This is a genomic window from Streptomyces sp. NPDC055013 (assembly GCF_053608645.1).
Window position 1 is genome coordinate 64,068 of sequence record NZ_JBSGVW010000012.1, and the last position, 15,531, is coordinate 79,598.

The 15,531-nt window shown below is 70.6% G+C and carries 16 protein-coding genes; 6 read left to right on the top strand and 10 right to left on the bottom strand.

Annotation, left to right across the window (positions count from 1 at the left end; all coding sequences use genetic code 11):
• Positions 1-65 precede the first annotated feature (65 nt).
• The 3 genes from ACWGDB_RS17530 (at position 66) to ACWGDB_RS17540 (ending at position 4,397) form a co-directional block, all read left to right on the top strand.
• Complete coding sequence (locus ACWGDB_RS17530; protein WP_453823244.1) at positions 66-3,416, top strand: S8 family peptidase; 3,351 nt, start codon at positions 66-68, stop codon at positions 3,414-3,416.
• Positions 3,417-3,519: 103 nt separating this feature from the next.
• Positions 3,520-3,933: a RidA family protein gene (locus ACWGDB_RS17535; protein ID WP_453823245.1), complete on the top strand. Its 414-nt coding sequence runs from the start codon at positions 3,520-3,522 to the stop codon at positions 3,931-3,933.
• Positions 3,930-4,397, top strand: a complete 468-nt coding sequence (locus tag ACWGDB_RS17540) for an N-acetyltransferase family protein (RefSeq protein WP_453823246.1) — start codon at positions 3,930-3,932, stop codon at positions 4,395-4,397. Before ACWGDB_RS17535 ends, ACWGDB_RS17540 begins: the two co-directional genes overlap by 4 nt.
• Here ACWGDB_RS17540 and ACWGDB_RS17545 read toward each other — a convergent pair whose 3' ends face one another.
• Together ACWGDB_RS17545 and ACWGDB_RS17550 are read right to left on the bottom strand one after the other, a co-directional pair.
• A complete protein-coding gene (locus ACWGDB_RS17545; protein WP_453823247.1) occupies positions 4,398-5,117 on the bottom strand; it encodes an aspartate/glutamate racemase family protein in 720 nt (239 codons plus the stop codon). It abuts the gene before it with no gap.
• A gap of 5 nt (positions 5,118-5,122) precedes the next feature.
• Positions 5,123-6,601 carry an NCS1 family nucleobase:cation symporter-1 gene (locus ACWGDB_RS17550; RefSeq protein ID WP_453823248.1) on the bottom strand — a complete coding sequence of 493 codons (1,479 nt, stop codon included), beginning with the start codon at positions 6,599-6,601 and terminating at the stop codon, positions 5,123-5,125.
• 184 nt (positions 6,602-6,785) lie between these two features.
• On the opposite strand from ACWGDB_RS17550, the gene ACWGDB_RS17555 reads away from it, so the two are divergent.
• Positions 6,786-7,451, top strand: a complete 666-nt coding sequence (locus tag ACWGDB_RS17555) for a GntR family transcriptional regulator (RefSeq protein WP_383596902.1) — start codon at positions 6,786-6,788, stop codon at positions 7,449-7,451.
• Here ACWGDB_RS17555 and pip read toward each other — a convergent pair.
• Both pip and ACWGDB_RS17565 read right to left on the bottom strand, forming a co-directional pair.
• Positions 7,448-8,410, bottom strand: coding sequence for a prolyl aminopeptidase (gene pip / locus ACWGDB_RS17560; protein WP_453823249.1), 963 nt, complete (start codon positions 8,408-8,410; stop codon positions 7,448-7,450). The genes ACWGDB_RS17555 and pip overlap by 4 nt on opposite strands.
• Before the next feature lie 37 nt (positions 8,411-8,447).
• On the bottom strand, positions 8,448-9,152 hold the full coding sequence (locus ACWGDB_RS17565; protein WP_453823250.1) for a uracil-DNA glycosylase: 705 nt from the start codon (positions 9,150-9,152) through the stop codon (positions 8,448-8,450).
• A 96-nt stretch (positions 9,153-9,248) separates the two neighbouring features.
• Here ACWGDB_RS17565 and ACWGDB_RS17570 point away from each other — a divergent pair, with 96 nt between their 5' ends.
• Positions 9,249-9,779 carry an RNA-binding S4 domain-containing protein gene (locus ACWGDB_RS17570; RefSeq protein ID WP_453823251.1) on the top strand — a complete coding sequence of 177 codons (531 nt, stop codon included), beginning with the start codon at positions 9,249-9,251 and terminating at the stop codon, positions 9,777-9,779.
• 83 nt (positions 9,780-9,862) lie between these two features.
• Here the strand turns inward: ACWGDB_RS17570 and ACWGDB_RS17575 are convergent, their stop codons facing one another.
• Together ACWGDB_RS17575 and ACWGDB_RS17580 are read right to left on the bottom strand one after the other, a co-directional pair.
• Positions 9,863-10,336 carry a DoxX family protein gene (locus tag ACWGDB_RS17575; protein ID WP_453823252.1) on the bottom strand — a complete coding sequence of 158 codons (474 nt, stop codon included), beginning with the start codon at positions 10,334-10,336 and terminating at the stop codon, positions 9,863-9,865.
• A gap of 110 nt (positions 10,337-10,446) precedes the next feature.
• The gene (locus tag ACWGDB_RS17580) at positions 10,447-11,358 is read right to left on the bottom strand and encodes an acyltransferase domain-containing protein (protein WP_453823253.1); all 912 of its coding nucleotides are present in this window, start codon (positions 11,356-11,358) and stop codon (positions 10,447-10,449) included.
• A 46-nt stretch (positions 11,359-11,404) separates the two neighbouring features.
• Between ACWGDB_RS17580 and ACWGDB_RS17585 the strand changes: the two genes are divergently transcribed.
• The gene (locus tag ACWGDB_RS17585; protein ID WP_453823254.1) at positions 11,405-11,680 is read left to right on the top strand and encodes a DUF6343 family protein; all 276 of its coding nucleotides are present in this window, start codon (positions 11,405-11,407) and stop codon (positions 11,678-11,680) included.
• A 7-nt stretch (positions 11,681-11,687) separates the two neighbouring features.
• Here ACWGDB_RS17585 and ACWGDB_RS17590 read toward each other — a convergent pair whose 3' ends face one another.
• The 4 genes from ACWGDB_RS17590 to rpsA form a co-directional block, all read right to left on the bottom strand.
• Complete coding sequence (locus ACWGDB_RS17590) at positions 11,688-12,068, bottom strand: tetratricopeptide repeat protein (RefSeq protein ID WP_328428450.1); 381 nt, start codon at positions 12,066-12,068, stop codon at positions 11,688-11,690.
• A 50-nt stretch (positions 12,069-12,118) separates the two neighbouring features.
• Positions 12,119-12,754: a dephospho-CoA kinase gene (coaE, locus tag ACWGDB_RS17595; RefSeq protein ID WP_453823255.1), complete on the bottom strand. Its 636-nt coding sequence runs from the start codon at positions 12,752-12,754 to the stop codon at positions 12,119-12,121.
• A 78-nt stretch (positions 12,755-12,832) separates the two neighbouring features.
• On the bottom strand, positions 12,833-13,771 hold the full coding sequence (locus ACWGDB_RS17600; protein ID WP_453823256.1) for a PAC2 family protein: 939 nt from the start codon (positions 13,769-13,771) through the stop codon (positions 12,833-12,835).
• A gap of 238 nt (positions 13,772-14,009) precedes the next feature.
• The gene (rpsA, locus tag ACWGDB_RS17605) at positions 14,010-15,509 is read right to left on the bottom strand and encodes a 30S ribosomal protein S1 (RefSeq protein WP_427841551.1); all 1,500 of its coding nucleotides are present in this window, start codon (positions 15,507-15,509) and stop codon (positions 14,010-14,012) included.
• Positions 15,510-15,531: the final 22 nt, after the last annotated feature.

Here is a 15,531-nt window from a genome sequence, read left to right on the forward strand (position 1 = left end):
ATCCCGCCCCATGTGCGTGATACCGGAGAACGCGTTGGCATGCACACGAGGGCGGGGGAACGCGAGTGGGGTTCACAGCACGCGCGAGAACGGCGGCACTGGCCGCCGTGGTTGCCGGGACGCTGGTCACGGGGGCGTTATCGGCTGGCGGTCAGCCGGCGCAGGCCGTCGGGTCCGCCGCGCAGGACGGGACGAAGGCCCGGGCGAAGGCGAAGCCATCGGCGACCGTCACGTTGATCACCGGCGACCGCGTGGTCGTCGGCTCCGACGGTCAGGTGGTCCGGCTCGTGCGGGGCAAGGGCCGCGAGAAGATCGGCTTCTCGGTGCGGCGCGAGGCCGGCCACACGTACGTCGTCCCGCAGGATGCCCTGCGCCTGGTCGCCGACGGCGTGCTCGACCGGCAGCTCTTCGACGTCGCCCAGCTGGTCAAGGACGGGTACGACGACGCACACCGCACCACGCTGCCGCTGATCGTCGGCTACCGGCAGGACGGTGCAAGGGACTTGGCGGCCGGCGACCCGTTCGCGGCCGTCGCCGTCCGCGAGCGCCGTGCCCTGCCCGCGGTGGGCGGCGAGGCCTTCGCGGCGGTCAAGACCGGTGCCCCGGCACTGTGGGCGGCCGTCACAAACCGCTCTGCGGCGCGTACGGCAGGCGGTACGGCCACCCCCGCGCGACCCATCGCCCACGTCTGGCTGGACGCGAGGGTCCGGGGCGCCCTGGCCGAGAGCGTGCCGCAGATCGGTGCGCCCGCCATGTGGAAGTCGGGCTTCACCGGCAAGGGCGTCACGGTGGCGGTCCTGGACTCGGGCGTGGACGAGACCCACCCGGACCTCAAGGGCGTCGAGACAGCCCAGAGGAACTTCAGCGACTCCCCCGACGTCAAGGACCGCTTCGGGCACGGTACGCACGTAGCCTCCATCATCGCCGGGAGCGGCGCGAAGTCCGGCGGCCGCCACACGGGCGTGGCGCCCGGTGTGAAGCTGCTGGACGGCAAGGTGCTGGACGACGACAACCTGGGATCCACCTCGAGCATCGTCGCCGGCATGCAATGGGCCGTCGACCAGGGCGCGAAGATCGTCAACCTGAGTCTGGGCTCCGTCGACACCCCGGGGGTCGACCCGAAGGAGGAAGCCATCGCCCGGCTCTCCGACAAGGCCCTGTTCGTGGCGGCGGCGGGTAACTCGGGCGACGGGCCCCACACGGTCTGGTCGCCCGGCAGCGCCTCCGCGGCGCTCACCGTCGGCGCCGTGGACAAACAGGAACAGATCGCCGACTTCTCCAGCCGCGGCCCGAACCTCGACGGCACACCCAAGCCGGACATCACCGGCCCCGGCGTGGACATCACCGCCGCCCTGACCACGCAGAGCGAGCTGCCCCCGGGTGAGGACTACGTTCCGAACTCCGGCACGTCGATGGCCACCCCACACGTCGCGGGCGCCGCCGCGCTGGTGCTCCAGCAGCACCCGGACTGGAGCGGGGCCCGGCTGAAGGGGCTCCTGACCGGTTCGGCAACGCCGAACCCGCAGCTGAACGCCCACCAGCAGGGCGCAGGCCGGGTGGACTTGGCACGCGCCGCCACGGCCACCATCGTCGCCCAGCCCGGCTCCCTCGGCTTCGGCACGCACGCCTGGCCGCACGCCGACGACAAGCCGGCCTCCAAGACCCTCACTTACCGCAACTACGGCACCCAGGCCGTCACCCTGCGGCTGAGTGCTTCCGGGGTCGACCCGGCGGGCCGCCCGGCCCCGGACGGCATGTTCACCGTCAAGGACGCCCAGCTCACCGTTCCGGCCGGCGGCACCGCGAAAACCACCGTCACCGCCGACACCCGCAAGGGCACCGTCGACGGCGTCTTCGGCGGCACCGTACTGGCGTCGGGAGCCGGCCAGGAGGTACGCACCGGTCTGGTGGTCGACCGGGAGGTGGAGTCGTACGACGTCAGGGTGCGGCACATCGATGCCGACGGGGCGGCCCCGGGCACCTACTCGACGCTGATCGCCCCCATCGGCGGGCCCGGCGACCGCGTGGAGCTCCCGTACAGCGCGAACGGCACGGTGGTCCAGCGGCTCCCCAAGGGCTCCTACCAGCTGGAGAGCCTGGTCTTCGCCGAGGACAACGAGGTGGGCTTCTTCGTCCAGCCGGTTCTGAAGGTGGCCGGGGACGTCACGGTCACCCTCGACTCCCGCAAGGCGAAGCCCTTCGCCGTGAAGGCCCCGGACCCGGCCGCGAAGCTCGTCACCTCCACCGTCGGGTACGACGACGAGGCCGCAGACGTGTCCAACGCCTGGTCCAGCAGCGGCGTACCGCCGATGCGCACCGCCGCCCTCGGCCCGGCGTCCGACACGATGCGTGCCCAGTTCATCGGGGTGTGGAAGAACCCCGGCGCGGCAGGCAAGAACGTCGACTACCGGTTCGCCTTCAACCGCAAGGGCACCTTCTTCACCGGCCTGACCCGCTCCGTCACCAGGGCCGACGTCGCCGAGGTGAAGCTCGGCTTCGGCGCCTCCGTCACCGGGACCAGAGGCCAGGTCCACATCACGCCGATGGACGAGCGCGGACGGACCGTCAGCACACCGGAACCGCTGGAGCTGAAGCTGCCGCAGGCCGGCACGCAGTACCTCAGCACGACCGGCGTGCGATGGTCCTGGACCGCCACGCAGCTCAACGCCCGCGGCGAGGAGCGCATGCAGTACACGAAGGAGTGGGTGGCCTACAAACCGGGCTCCAGCCACACGCTGAGGTTCAACACCGGTGTGGTCGGCCCCGATCTCGCGGCGGGGAGCCCCGAACAGCAGGGCGCCGAGCGGACCGGCGACTACATCAGCGCCAGGGTCCCGCTGTTCAACGACGGCAGCGGCAACCCGGGGTCCTCGATCGTCACCGGCGGCTTCGCCCGGCTGGAATCCGGCGGCCGGATCCTCGCCGAGGCCCCGCCCACGGACCATGTGGGCGCCGAGGTTCCCGCCGCCTCCGCCCCGTACCGCCTGACGGTCGAGGCGAGCCGCTCCGCCGAGGACACCTCCACCAGCACGAAGGTGGCCGGGGTGTGGACGTTCACCTCGGCGCGGCCGGCATCGGACGGCACGGCGAGACTGCCGCTGTCGACGGTACGGCTCGCGCCGAAGCTGAGCCTGAAGGGGACCGCTCCGGCGGGCAGCACGCTCACGGTGCCGCTGAAGGTGAGCGGCGCGGCCGCCACCGCCGGGCAGGTCGCCGCGCTGACCGTGCACGTCTCCTACGACGGCGGCCGGACCTGGAAGCCGCTCACCGTGACGACGGGCGCGAACGGAGCGCGCTCGGTGAGCGTGAAGCACCCGGCGACCGCCAAGGCCGTGTCCTTCCGGGTGGACTTGAAGGACAGGGGCGGCAACACCATGCGCGAGACGATCACGAACGCCTACCGGCTCGCTCCATGAGGTGACGGCGCGGACGCGGGGATATTCGGATGCGACGAGGGGCGGGGGCGCGCATGATCGGCAGATTGACCGCCGACCGCGCAGCACCCGCCCAGGAGCTCCCATGATCCGACGCGTCACCTCCCCCGCCCTCTTCCCACCCCCCACCTACTCCCACGCCTCCGTCGTCGAAGCCGGCACGAGGCTCGCCTTCCTCGCCGGTTCCGTGCCTCTCGACCGCGACGGGAACCTCGTCGGTGCAGGAGACCCGGTGCGGCAGGCCGAGCAGGTGATCGCGAACCTCGAGGTGCAACTGGAGTCGATCGGGAGCGACTTGGCGCACGTCCTGGCGGCCGAGGTGTACGTCGTGAGCGGGGAGCCGGCTGTGCTGTCCGCCGTCTGGGAGGTCGTCGAGGCATCCGGGTTGAGCGTCGGTCCGCACTCATCGACGCTGCTCGGGGTGGCCTGCCTCGGATACACGGGGCAGTTGGTGGAGATCACGGCCACGGCCACCGTTCCGGAGGGGCCGCTCTCATGACTCCCGTAGCGCTCCGCCGTGCCAGGCCCACCGATGCCGGTGCCGTGGCCGACGTCTGGCTGCGGTCGTTCGCCGCCGCGCTGCCGACGGTCGTCCGGCCGCGCTCCGACGACGACGTGCGGACCTACTTCCGGGAGGTGGTGGTGCTGCTCAGGGAGACCTGGGTCGCCGAGGCCGCCGACCGGGTCGTCGGCCTCATGGTCCTCGACGCCGGCCAGCTCTCCCAGCTCTACCTGGACCCCGACTGGCGCGGCCGGGGCATCGGCGACCGTCTCGTCGACCTCGCCAAGCGGCGCCGACCGGACGGGCTGAGCCTGTGGACCTTCCAGGTCAACAAGCCCGCCCACCGCTTCTACGAGCGCCACGGCTTCGTCGCCGCCGAGTACACGGACGGCAGCGGGAACGAGGAGCAGGAGCCGGACGTGCGGTACGTCTGGCAGCCCGGCCGACCCGATTCCCGGTGATCACTCCTGCGTCCGCCCCCACACCCGCCGCTTGGGCAACGGCCGCGCATATCCCCCGACCCGGCTCGTCCTCAACCCCAACTCCACCAGCGACTCGGCGAGTTTCACAGCCGCTCCCACCCCGTCGACCACCGGAACCCCCAGCTTCTCCCCCATGACCCGCTGCAGCCCGGTCATCCCGGCACAGCCCAGCACCAACACCTCCGCACCCGCGTCCCGCGCCCGTTCGGCGGCCGCCAGGAAGGCGGACTCGGTGCGTTCGGCGTCCTCCAGTTCCAGCACTCCGAGCCCCGTACCGATCACGGCGACGCAGTTGCGGCCCACCCCGGCCGTCTCGAGACTGTCCTCGATCTGCCCGCACGAGCGCTCCAGCGTGGTCACCACCCCGTACCGGCGCCCGAGCAGACAGGCCAGGTGCGCGGCCGCCTCCGTGATGTCGACGACCGGTACGTCCACCAGCTCCCGGACGCCTTCGCGCCCGTGCTCCCCGAAACCGGCCATGACGACCGCGTCGTAGGCGGGACCCTCGTACCTCCGCAGCGCGTCCATCACCGCCGCGGCCGAGAGGTAGCTGTCGAGCCAGCCCTCGGCCGACGCGGGCCCCCACCCGGGGGTCAGTCCGAGCACGGTGGTGCCCGGGCCTGCGGCGGCCCGGGCACCTCTTACGATTTCCTCGGTCATCTCCTGCGTGGTGTTGCAGTTGGTGACGACGATCCGCACGTCCTTCAGACCTCCCGCGCCACGGACCCCGCGGCGGCCTCGGACTCGGCCCGCTCATCGCGGCACAGCACCAGATACAGCACCGCCGCCATCGCCGTCCCGATGAACCAGGAGTACGGCGCCACATCGCTGAACGCCTTCACCAGCGCCAGCACCGCCGCGACCCCCGCCGCCGGCAGGAACGCCCACAGCGCCTTGGGATTGACGCCCTTGCGGTAGTAGTAGCGCGAACCCGGCTCGGCGGAGAACAGCTCGTTCACATCCACCCGGCCGTGCTTCACCAGGTAGTAGTCGACCATGATCACACCGAACAGCGGGCCCAGAAAGGCGCCGAGACCGCCCAGGAAGTAGTTGACGACCGTGGGGTTCGAGAAGAGATTCCACGGCGTGACCACGAGCGCAGCCACCGTGCTGATCATGCCGCCGACCTTGAAGGTGATCTTCTGCGGCCAGACGTTGGCGAGGTCGTACGCCGGCGAGACGAAGTTGGCGACGATGTTGACGCCCATCGTGGCGATGGCGAACGTCAGGGCGGCAAGCACGAGGACCCAGGTGTTGCCGACCTTCGCCACCAGCTCCGCCGGATCCGTGATGGCCTCGCCGAACACCTCCAGCGAACCGGCCGTGACGATCACCGAGACGACCACGAAGGCGGTGGAGTTGATGGGCAGGCCCCAGAAGTTGCCCTTCCGCACCGTCCGGTAGTCCGGTGCGAAGCGCGAGAAGTCGCAGAAGTTGAGCATCAGCGTGCCGTACGTGGCGAGGATCAGGCCGATCGCGCCGAACCACTGCCGCCACTGCTCTCCGACGGAGACCGGGTGCGGGGTGCTGGTGAGCGAGATCGTCCAGCCGGCCTTGGCCAGGATCCAGACCGCCAGCGCGATCATCACCACCCAGATCGCCGGGCCGCAGAAGTCCTGGAACTTGCGCACCGACTCCATGCCCCGGCTGATGATCAGCGCCTGGATCAGCCACAGGGAAAGGAACGACACCCAGCCGAGCGCGTGCAGGCCCAGGAAGGAGCTGTGCGTCCAGGACTCCAGGCCGGGCCAGGCGGCCAGCAGCATCACGTTCACGGCGACAGAGGCGAGATAGGTCTGGATGCCGTACCACATGATGGCGATCACGGCCCTGATCAGCGCCGGGATGTTGGCGCCCCAGACGCCGAAGCTGATGCGGCTGACGACGGGGAACGGGACGCCATGGCGCTGGCCGATCTTCCCCATCCAGTTCATGCCGACGTAGATGAGGACGAAGCCGACGAGCAGGGAGGTGAAGACCTGCCAAACATTCATGCCGAGGACCAGCAGACCGGCCGCGAAGGTGTAGTTGCCGAGGTTGTGGACGTCGGACATCCACAGGGCGAAGAGGTCGAAGACCTTCCAGTTGCGCTTGCCGGCGGGCGCGAGGTCTTCGTTGGTGAGCCGGGGATCGGGGACGAACGCTGGTGTGCCGGTGGCTTCGGCACGGTCGGCGAGGGACACGGGGCCTCCAGGAGGGAGGGGACGGGAGGAGGGCTGCTTTCCGGTCGCTTGGCTATTTTCCGGTCACTTGGCAACGCGTTTGGTATACCAAACTGCGCTCATGGTCCTCCCGTCAACCGTTCGGACAGATATCGCTGCTGTTAACGCTCCGTAAAACAGCCTCGGAGTCGGCGAAGATGGGCCCATGACGAAGATCGAACCGCTCGGGGCGGTCCGCGAGCGCGTCCTGGCCACGCTGCGGCAGGACATCATCGCGGGCCGCCTGCTTCCGGGCGATCGACTGGTCGAGCGCGAGCTGGCCGACCGCTTCGGGGTCTCCCGGGTGCCGGTCCGCGAGGCGATCCGCGCGTTGGTCGCCGAGGGGTTCGTCCACTTCGAGACACCCCGCCGGACAGTCGTACGGCGGTTGAGCCCCGCCGACGTCAAGGAACTCTTCGAGCTGCGCGAGGCGCTGGAGGTGTACGCGGCCGGACTTGCGGCGTCACGGGCGACGCCGGAGGACCTCGCCGATCTGCGGGAACTGCTGCGCGCCGCGGCGAGCGCGACCGAGGCCGGGGACGCCGAGAAGATCACCGACGTCAACACCCGGTTCCACAACCGGATCCTCGCCATGGCGGGCAACAGCCTGCTGACCTCGGTCATGGAACCGGTCGACGGCCGCCTGCGCTGGCTCACCCGGCAGAACGAGGAGTGGCCCCAGCTCCTCACCGAACACCAGGACCTGTACGAGGCCATCGCCTCCGGCGACCCCGAGCGCGCCCGCGCCCACACGCTCACCCATGTGCAGGCCAACTACCGCTCGACGGTCCGCCACCTCTTCGGAGAGGCCGAGGGCGGCAAGGCCCGCTAGCGTCCCGCGTACTTGTCCGTCGCCGCCACCAGCGCCGCCACCACGGTCGGTGCCCCCGCGTCGTGCCCCACGTCGTGGATGACGGCCAACTCGCTGCCGGACCAGGCCTGATGGAGCCGCCACACGGTCCCGAGCAGGTTGCCGAAGTCGAGGCTGCCCTGGACGAGGGTGCCGGGGATGCCCTTCAGCTGCGGGGCGTCCCGCAGGACGACACCCTCGTCGTTGTCCTCCCCCAGGAAGTGGTCGTTGCCGAAGTAGTGCGTGACGGTACGGGCGAAACCCATACGGAACCGCTCGTCCTCGTACCGCGGGACCGACCGGGGCGGGGCGGGGACGCACGCCGTCTCCCAGTCCGTCCAGGCCCGCGCCGCACGCGCCCGCATGCCGGGGTCGGGCGACTCGATCAGCCTGTTGTACGCCGCGGCGAGGTTGCCCTTGCGCTCCCCGGGCGGCAGCTCACCCACGAACCGCTCGAACGCCGCCGGGAAGATCCGCCCCAATCCCCTGGTCAGCAGGGCCACTTCAGGGTTCGAACCGGTGGCGACCCCGGTCAGCACCAGCTCGGACACGGCCCCCGGATGCGTCTGCGCATACCGCAGCCCCAGCACGGACCCCCACGACACGCCCCACACCAGCCACCGATCAACCCCCAGGTGCCCGCGCAGCAGCTCCAGGTCGGCGATGAGATGGGCCGTCGTGTTCACGCTCATGTCGGTCTCGTACGCGCTGGCGTGCGGTGTCGAACGCCCGCACCCGCGCTGGTCCAGCAGCACGATCCGGTAGGCGGCCGGATCGAACAGCCGCCGGAAGTACGGGGTGCAGCCGGAGCCCGGCCCGCCGTGCAGCACGAGCGCGGGCTTGCCGTGCGGGTTCCCGCAGGTCTCCCAGTGGACGTGGTTGCCGTCGCCGACGTCGAGCATGCCGTGGTCGTACGGTTCGATCTCCGGGTAGAGCGTCATCCGGGCACCGTATCGACGGCCCGACCGGCCCCGCCCCTCATTTCAGGCCGGCCGCCTCCGCCGCCGCACGCAGCACGTCCCGCAGCATCTCGGGTGTGAGTCTGCCGGTGAAGGTGTTGCGCTGGCTGACGTGGAAGCATCCGAAGAGGTCGAGCCCGTCGCGCCCGCCGGCGCCGTCCAGCGGGACCCGCGCCCCGTGCGCGAACGCCGGCCGCGGCCTGGGCACGCTCCACCCCGCCTCCACCAGCGCGGGCAGGGTCGCCTGCCAGCCGAAGGCGCCCAGTACGACGACAGCCCGCACGGTCGGGCGCAGCAGCCTCAGCTCCCGCACCAGCCAGGAACGGCAGGTCTCGCGCTCATCGGGCGTGGGTTTGTTGGCGGGCGGCGCACAGTGCACGGGGGCCGTGACGCGCACGCCGTACAGTTCGAGGCCGTCGTCGACGGCGACCGACGTGGGCTGCGAGGCGAGGCCCACGTCGTACAACGCCTGGTAGAGCACGTCTCCGGAGCGGTCCCCGGTGAACATCCGGCCGGTGCGGTTGCCCCCGTGCGCGGCCGGGGCGAGCCCGATGATCAGCAGCCGGGCGTCCGGCGGGCCGAAGCCGGGCACCGGGCGGCCCCAGTACGTCTGGTCGGCGAAGGCGGCGCGCTTCGTGCGGGCCACTTCCTCACGCCAGTCGACCAGCCGTGGGCAGGCCCGGCAGCCCGCGATGGTGCGGTCGAGATCGGCCAGTGCGTCCACAGCTCCACCGTAAAGCCGCCGCGGCCCCGTACGGGGACTGCGGGCGGGGACTGCGTGCGGGCACTGCGGGCGCCGGGACGGGACTAAGGTCGAGGCATGGCTTCCGAGGATGACGAGGAGAAGGCCGGCGGCACGGCCGAGGGGCAGCCGGACACGGCCGACACGCAGCAGGCCGTCGACCCGCAGATCGCCGCCGCCGTGGCCGCGGCCGAGGCCGCCGGTGCGCAGAGCGGCGAGTCCGTACGGATCGACAGCTGGATCTGGGCCGTACGCCTGGTCAAGACCCGCTCCATGGGCGCCACCGCCTGCAAGGGCGGGCATGTGCGCGTGAACGGCCAGAACGTGAAGCCCTCGCACTCCCTGCGCATCGGCGACGAGGTTCGCCTGCGCCAGGAGAACCGGGAGCGGATCGTCATCGTCAAGCATCTGATCCGCAAGCGGGTCGGCGCACCGGTGGCGCTTCAGTGCTACGTCGACAACTCGCCCCCTCCCCCGCCGCGCGAGGCCGTCGCCCCGGCGGGCATCCGCGACCGCGGCACGGGCCGCCCGACCAAGCGGGACCGCCGCGAGCTGGAACGACTCCGCGGACTCATGGGCGGCGGCGCGGAAGGACCGCGCGGACGGTGACAGACGACGGTGGCGTCCGGCAGGCCGGGAAGGCCGGGCCGGACGCCACCGAGGTCGTTGCGCGCGGGTGCACAGCCAACCCGTCAGGCGCGTCGTCGTACCAGCCGCAGCAGATCCGCGTTCGAACGCCGCCGGGCCCAGGCGATCAGGGCGAGGGGCACGATGAGGATGACCGGTGTCGCCGCGTTCTCGCCGCCGAAGGCGGTGATCGTGACAACGAACGCGCCGACCATCAGCGCGCTCAGCGCCATCGCCGCCACCGACTGCAGCACCGGGATCAACAGCGCTATGGCCCCGGCCAGTTCGAGCGCGCCGATGGTGTACATCCCCGCGCTGCCCCAGCCGAGCTCGTCGAAGCCTTCGGTGGCCGACGGGTGCGCGATCAGCTTGGGCAGCGCGCTCGCGATCCCGTAGAACAGGGCGAGCAGGATCTGCAGGCCGCGCAGGGCGATGCGGGCGCGGCGGCCGCGCGGGGTCGCGGACTCGGCGATGACGGTGCCGGACGTGGGGGCCGTGGCGGAGGCGGCGGTGGTGACGGAGGCGGCGGTCTGGGACATGGGGGTCTCCTGGGTGAAGCGTTCCGTGATGCTGTCGGAGAGGTAGACCGGGCCCGATTGCGGAACTCATCGCCGTAGGACGGCAATTCGTCATCGCCGTACGAAGAATTTCACCCGCACCCGTCGAACGGCAGCCACCCATGCCCCACGTACCAGTGACCGCCCGCCCGCAGGTGGTCCCCGACGGCCCGCTCCACGGCCGTGCGCCGCGGCAGGCTCTCGACCGACAGCTCCGGGTCGCCGAAGACGAACTGGACCGGCTCGCTGTCGGCCTGCTCCCGGTCCTCGTGGGCGATGCGGAAACGCTCCTGGAAGCGCACGATGTTGGAGTCCCCGGGCAGGTACTTCCTGAGCTGCGGGTCCAGCAGCCAGGAGTGGCAGGTCGCCACCTCGTACCGCTCCTGCGGAAAGTGCACGGCGAAGAACTCCCGGGCCAGTGACAGGGACCGGTCGACCGCGGCCGGTGACAGCGGCCCGAGGAAGTCGGGGATGTGCACGTTGAGACAGCCCGAGTCGGGGCCCACGTCGAGCCCGGCCGCCGCGAGCCGCGTCCCCGCACGCTGTCCGAGCCGTGCCCGCTCGAACTGCAGCCGCCCCAGCTGGTACAGCTCGCCCCGGAAGTGGTGGACGAGCCACCACGGTGCCTGCACACCCGTCCGGCCATGCCGTCTGCGGTGCACGGCCATGTTCCGCCCGAGGTCCGCGAGGGTGCGCCGGGAGACATCGGCGGGGATGCCTCGCTCCCGGTGGTAGGCACGTGTGGACGGCAGCGCCGCGACGAACACGTACACGGGGATGCAGCGCCGCAGGGGCCCCGAGGCCCAGTCGAGGTCCGGCAGGTCGACCGGGCCGCCGACCTCCCCGATCCCCCGGACGAGCTCGTCGACGGACCGCTCCAGGAACTGCCGCAGCTCCGGGTCGTCCGTCACCCGTCGGCCCATCCGTACCAGGTCGTTGATGTCCTCGTGGGGCACCCCGAGGTCTAGCAGGCTTTCGGCCAGTTCATCGGTGTCCGGCAGCACGAGGCCCCCTTCGTGGAGTACGAGGAGTACGTTTCAGGAAGGAGCGATGATCCCGATGCGTACGGGCAGTGAGCCCAGGACAGCGCGCAGTGCACTGCGGGCCCGCTTCTGGCTGTGCGTGTGGGGCGTGGTGTGGGCGATCTTCGGTACCGCCGCCTTTGCGCTCGCGGGACGCCCCGGCTGGGCGGCGGCTTTCGGGGCGCTGTGGCTGGTGATCACGATCGACATGGCCATGGTCCTCAGACACATCCGCCAGGGCCCGCACTACCAGCCGGGACGTGACATACCGCCGTACCGGCCGCCCGAGAATCCCCACCCCTAGTTGCCGCTCACGCTTCGAACCGTGCCGCCTTGAGGTACTGCGGGTTCGGGTCGAGCGCGGCCGCCAGCCGGAAGTGGCGCTTGGCCTCGTCGGGCCGGCCCCGGCGCTCGTAGGTCCGGGCGAGCGCGAAGTGCGCGAACGCGTTGTCCGGCTCGCGCTCCAGGACGATGGTGAACTCCAGCTCGGCGGGCCGCAGTTGCGCGGCGGCGAAGAAGGCACGCGCGCGCAGCAGCCGGGCGGCGGTGTTCTCCGGGTGCGCGGCGATGACTCCGTCGAGCAGCTTCACCGCGCCCCGCGGATCCCGCGCGGCGAGCAGATGCTCGGCGGCGCGGAAGTCGATGACGTGCGTCTCCGGAGTACGTCCGGGCGATCCGCTGGTCTCGGGCACGGCAAAGTCCTTCCCTCACTGGAAGGGTTCAACGCGCGATCGCGCCGGGGCTATTCCTGCGGCGAGGGGGGCGGAGGGCTCGCCTGGGCCCCGTGGGCTCTGCGCACGAGCTCGTCCCACACGTCCTTCACGCGTCGCTGAAGTTCTTCCAGTGGTACGTCGTTGTCGATGACGATGTCCGCGATCTCCAGGCGCTTGTCACGCGTCGCCTGCGCGGCCATGCGCGCACGTGCGTCCTCCTCGGTCATACCGCGCAGCCGGACGAGCCGGTCGAGCTGGGTCTCGGGGCCGGCGTCGACGACGACCACCACGTCGTACAGCGGCGCCAGGCCGTTCTCCGTGAGGAGCGGGACGTCGTGGACGACGACGGCGTCCTCGGCGGCGGCCTCTTCGAGCTCTCGGGAGCGGGCGCCGACGAGGGGGTGCACGATCGAGTTCAGTACGGCGAGCCGGTCGGGGTCGGCGAAGACGATCGAGCCCAGCCTGGGCCGGTCCAGGCTGCCGTCCTCGGTGAGCACGTCCTCGCCGAAGGCGTCGACGACCGCGGCTAGGCCGGGGCTGCCGGGAGCGACGACCTCGCGCGCGATCCGGTCCGCGTCGATCAGCACGGCCCCGTGGCCCACGAGCAGCCGCGACACCTCGCTCTTACCGGCTCCGATGCCCCCGGTCAGGCCCACCTTCAGCATGCCCCGAAGCTTAGGGCCTGCCTCTGACAAAGCACCGGGCAGGCCGACTTTCCCCTCGACCGACGTCGCCGACGGCCCTCAGTTGTCGCCTTCCCGCTCCGCCAGGAACCGCTCGAACTCCCGCCCGATCTCGTCCGCCGACGGGATGTCCACCGGCTCGGCGAGCATGTTGCCCCGGCTCTCCGCGCCCGCGACCGCGTCGTACTGGTGCTCCAGGCCCTCCACGAGGTTGGTGAGCTCCTCGTCGCCCTCGCGGATCTGCCGGTCGATCTCGTTCTGCGTGCGGTGGGCGTCCGTGCGCAGGGAGTGCGCGATGCCGGGCAGGACCAGCCCGGTCGCCGCGGTGACCGCCTCCAGGACGGTGAGCGCCGCGTCCGGGTACGGGGAGCGGGCGATGTAGTGCGGGACGTGCGCGGCGACGCCCAGGACGTCGTGCCCGGCCTCCATCAGCCGGTACTCGACCAGGGACTCGGCACTGCCCGGCACCTGTGCCTCGTCGAAGGGGCTGCGGTGGCCGGGGACGAGGTCGACGCGGTTGCCGTGCGGGGTGACGCCGACCGGGCGGGTGTGCGGGACGCCCATCGGGATGCCGTGGAAGTTCACCGAGAGGCGCACCCCGAGCCGCTCCACGATCTCCTTGACGGCCGCGGCGAAGCGCTCCCACTCCACGTCCGGCTCGGGCCCGGACAACAGCAGGAACGGCGCGCCGGTGGCGTCCTGGACGAGCCGCACCTCGATGGTGGGATCCTCGTACTCGGCCCAGCGGTCGCGCTTGAACGTCAGCAGCGGGCGACGGGCGCGGTAGTCCACCAGCCGGTCGTGGTCGAAGCGGGCGACGACCTGGTGGGGCAGCGAGTCCAGGAGCCCGTCGACGATCTGGTCGCCGGTCTCACCCGCGTCGATGTATCCGTCGAAGTGGTAGAGCATGACAAGGCCGGCCGACTCCTGGGCAAGCGCCATGTCGACAACGGCGAGGCCCTTCGGCTCCCATGCGTACAAACCCTGCGGATCAAGCACTGTGACCGCTCCTCCTCGTGTTCATACGCCACAACACCCGTACGGGCATGGGCATTCCCGAAGAAGCAGCTCATTGATCTTGCCGGTCCGGGCAACGCCCTTTCAGGGGCGCGGGGAACTGCGCGACAAGCCCCCACCGACCTGCAGCCGAAGGACGAGCCTTCCGCGCAGCACTGAGGGGCCGCACCTCGAAAGGTACGGCCCCTCAGTCAACTGCTAGGCCTCAGCGAGCAAGCGTTCAGCTCTGGCCGCCCGCCAGCTTCTCGCGCAGCGCGGCAAGCGCCTCGTCCGAGGCAAGCGCGCCGGAGTTGTCCGGGCCCTCGGAGGAGTACGAACCGCCACCGGACGCGGCCGGAGCCGCACCCTGCGCGTCGCCACCCTCGGCGGCAGCCGCAGCGTCCGCCTCGCGGGACTTGATGACCTGGGCCTGGTGCTGCTCGAAGCGCTGCTGCGCCTCGGCGTACTGGCCCTCCCAAGCCTCGCGCTGGGTCTCGTAGCCCTCGAGCCAGTCGTTGGTCTCGGGGTCGAAGCCCTCGGGGTAGATGTAGTTGCCCTGGTCGTCGTAGGACGCGGCCATGCCGTACAGGGTCGGGTCGAACTCGACCGAGGCCGGGTCGGCACCGAAGGACTCGTTGGCCTGCTTCAGCGAGAGGCTGATGCGGCGGCGCTCGAGGTCGATGTCGATGACCTTGACGAAGATCTCGTCGTTGACCTGGACGACCTGCTCCGGGATCTCCACGTGGCGCTCGGCCAGCTCGGAGATGTGGACCAGACCCTCGATGCCCTCGTCCACGCGGACGAACGCACCGAACGGAACCAGCTTGGTGACCTTACCCGGGACGACCTGACCGATCTGGTGGGTCCGGGCGAACTGCTGCCACGGGTCCTCCTGCGTCGCCTTCAGCGACAGGGAGACACGCTCGCGGTCCATGTCGACGTCGAGAACCTCGACGGTGACTTCCTGGCCGACCTCGACAACCTCGGACGGGTGGTCGATGTGCTTCCAGGAGAGCTCGGAGACGTGGACCAGACCGTCGACGCCACCCAGGTCCACGAAGGCACCGAAGTTGACGATCGAGGAGACGACGCCGGAACGGACCTGACCCTTCTGGAGGGTCGTGAGGAACGTCTGGCGGACCTCGGACTGGGTCTGCTCCAGCCAGGCACGGCGGGACAGGACCACGTTGTTGCGGTTCTTGTCCAGCTCGATGATCTTGGCCTCGAGCTCCTTGCCCACGTAGGGCTGGAGGTCGCGAACGCGGCGCATCTCGACCAGGGAGGCCGGGAGGAAGCCACGGAGGCCGATGTCGAGGATGAGACCACCCTTGACGACCTCGATGACGGTACCGGTGACGATGCCGTCCTCTTCCTTGATCTTCTCGATGGTGCCCCAGGCGCGCTCGTACTGGGCACGCTTCTTCGAGAGGATCAGGCGGCCTTCCTTGTCCTCCTTCTGGAGAACAAGGGCTTCGATCTCGTCACCGACGGCGACGACCTCGTTGGGGTCGACGTCGTGCTTGATCGAGAGCTCTCGGCTCGGGATGACACCTTCGGTCTTGTAACCGATGTCGAGCAGGACCTCGTCCCGGTCGACCTTCACGATGACGCCGTCGACGATGTCGCCGTCGTTGAAGTACTTGATCGTCTCGTCGATCGCGGCGAGGAATGCTTCCTCGTTACCGATGTCGTTGACCGCAACCTGCGGGGTGGTGGCGGTGGTCTCGGTGCTGCTCGTCATGTGGGAAAGGGCTCCGGTACGG

Bases quoted from the DNA above. Each gene is read 5' to 3' on its own strand.
- ACWGDB_RS17535 (WP_453823245.1), top strand. From the start codon at position 3,520: ATGATCCGACGCGTCACCTCCCCCGCCCTCTTCCCACCCCCCACCTAC.
- ACWGDB_RS17540 (WP_453823246.1), top strand. From the start codon at position 3,930: ATGACTCCCGTAGCGCTCCGCCGTGCCAGGCCCACCGATGCCGGTGCC.
- ACWGDB_RS17555 (WP_383596902.1), top strand. From the start codon at position 6,786: ATGACGAAGATCGAACCGCTCGGGGCGGTCCGCGAGCGCGTCCTGGCC.
- pip (WP_453823249.1), bottom strand. From the start codon at position 8,410: ATGACGCTCTACCCGGAGATCGAACCGTACGACCACGGCATGCTCGAC.
- ACWGDB_RS17570 (WP_453823251.1), top strand. From the start codon at position 9,249: ATGGCTTCCGAGGATGACGAGGAGAAGGCCGGCGGCACGGCCGAGGGG.
- ACWGDB_RS17575 (WP_453823252.1), bottom strand. From the start codon at position 10,336: ATGTCCCAGACCGCCGCCTCCGTCACCACCGCCGCCTCCGCCACGGCC.
- ACWGDB_RS17585 (WP_453823254.1), top strand. From the start codon at position 11,405: ATGATCCCGATGCGTACGGGCAGTGAGCCCAGGACAGCGCGCAGTGCA.
- coaE (WP_453823255.1), bottom strand. From the start codon at position 12,754: ATGCTGAAGGTGGGCCTGACCGGGGGCATCGGAGCCGGTAAGAGCGAG.
- rpsA (WP_427841551.1), bottom strand. From the start codon at position 15,509: ATGACGAGCAGCACCGAGACCACCGCCACCACCCCGCAGGTTGCGGTC.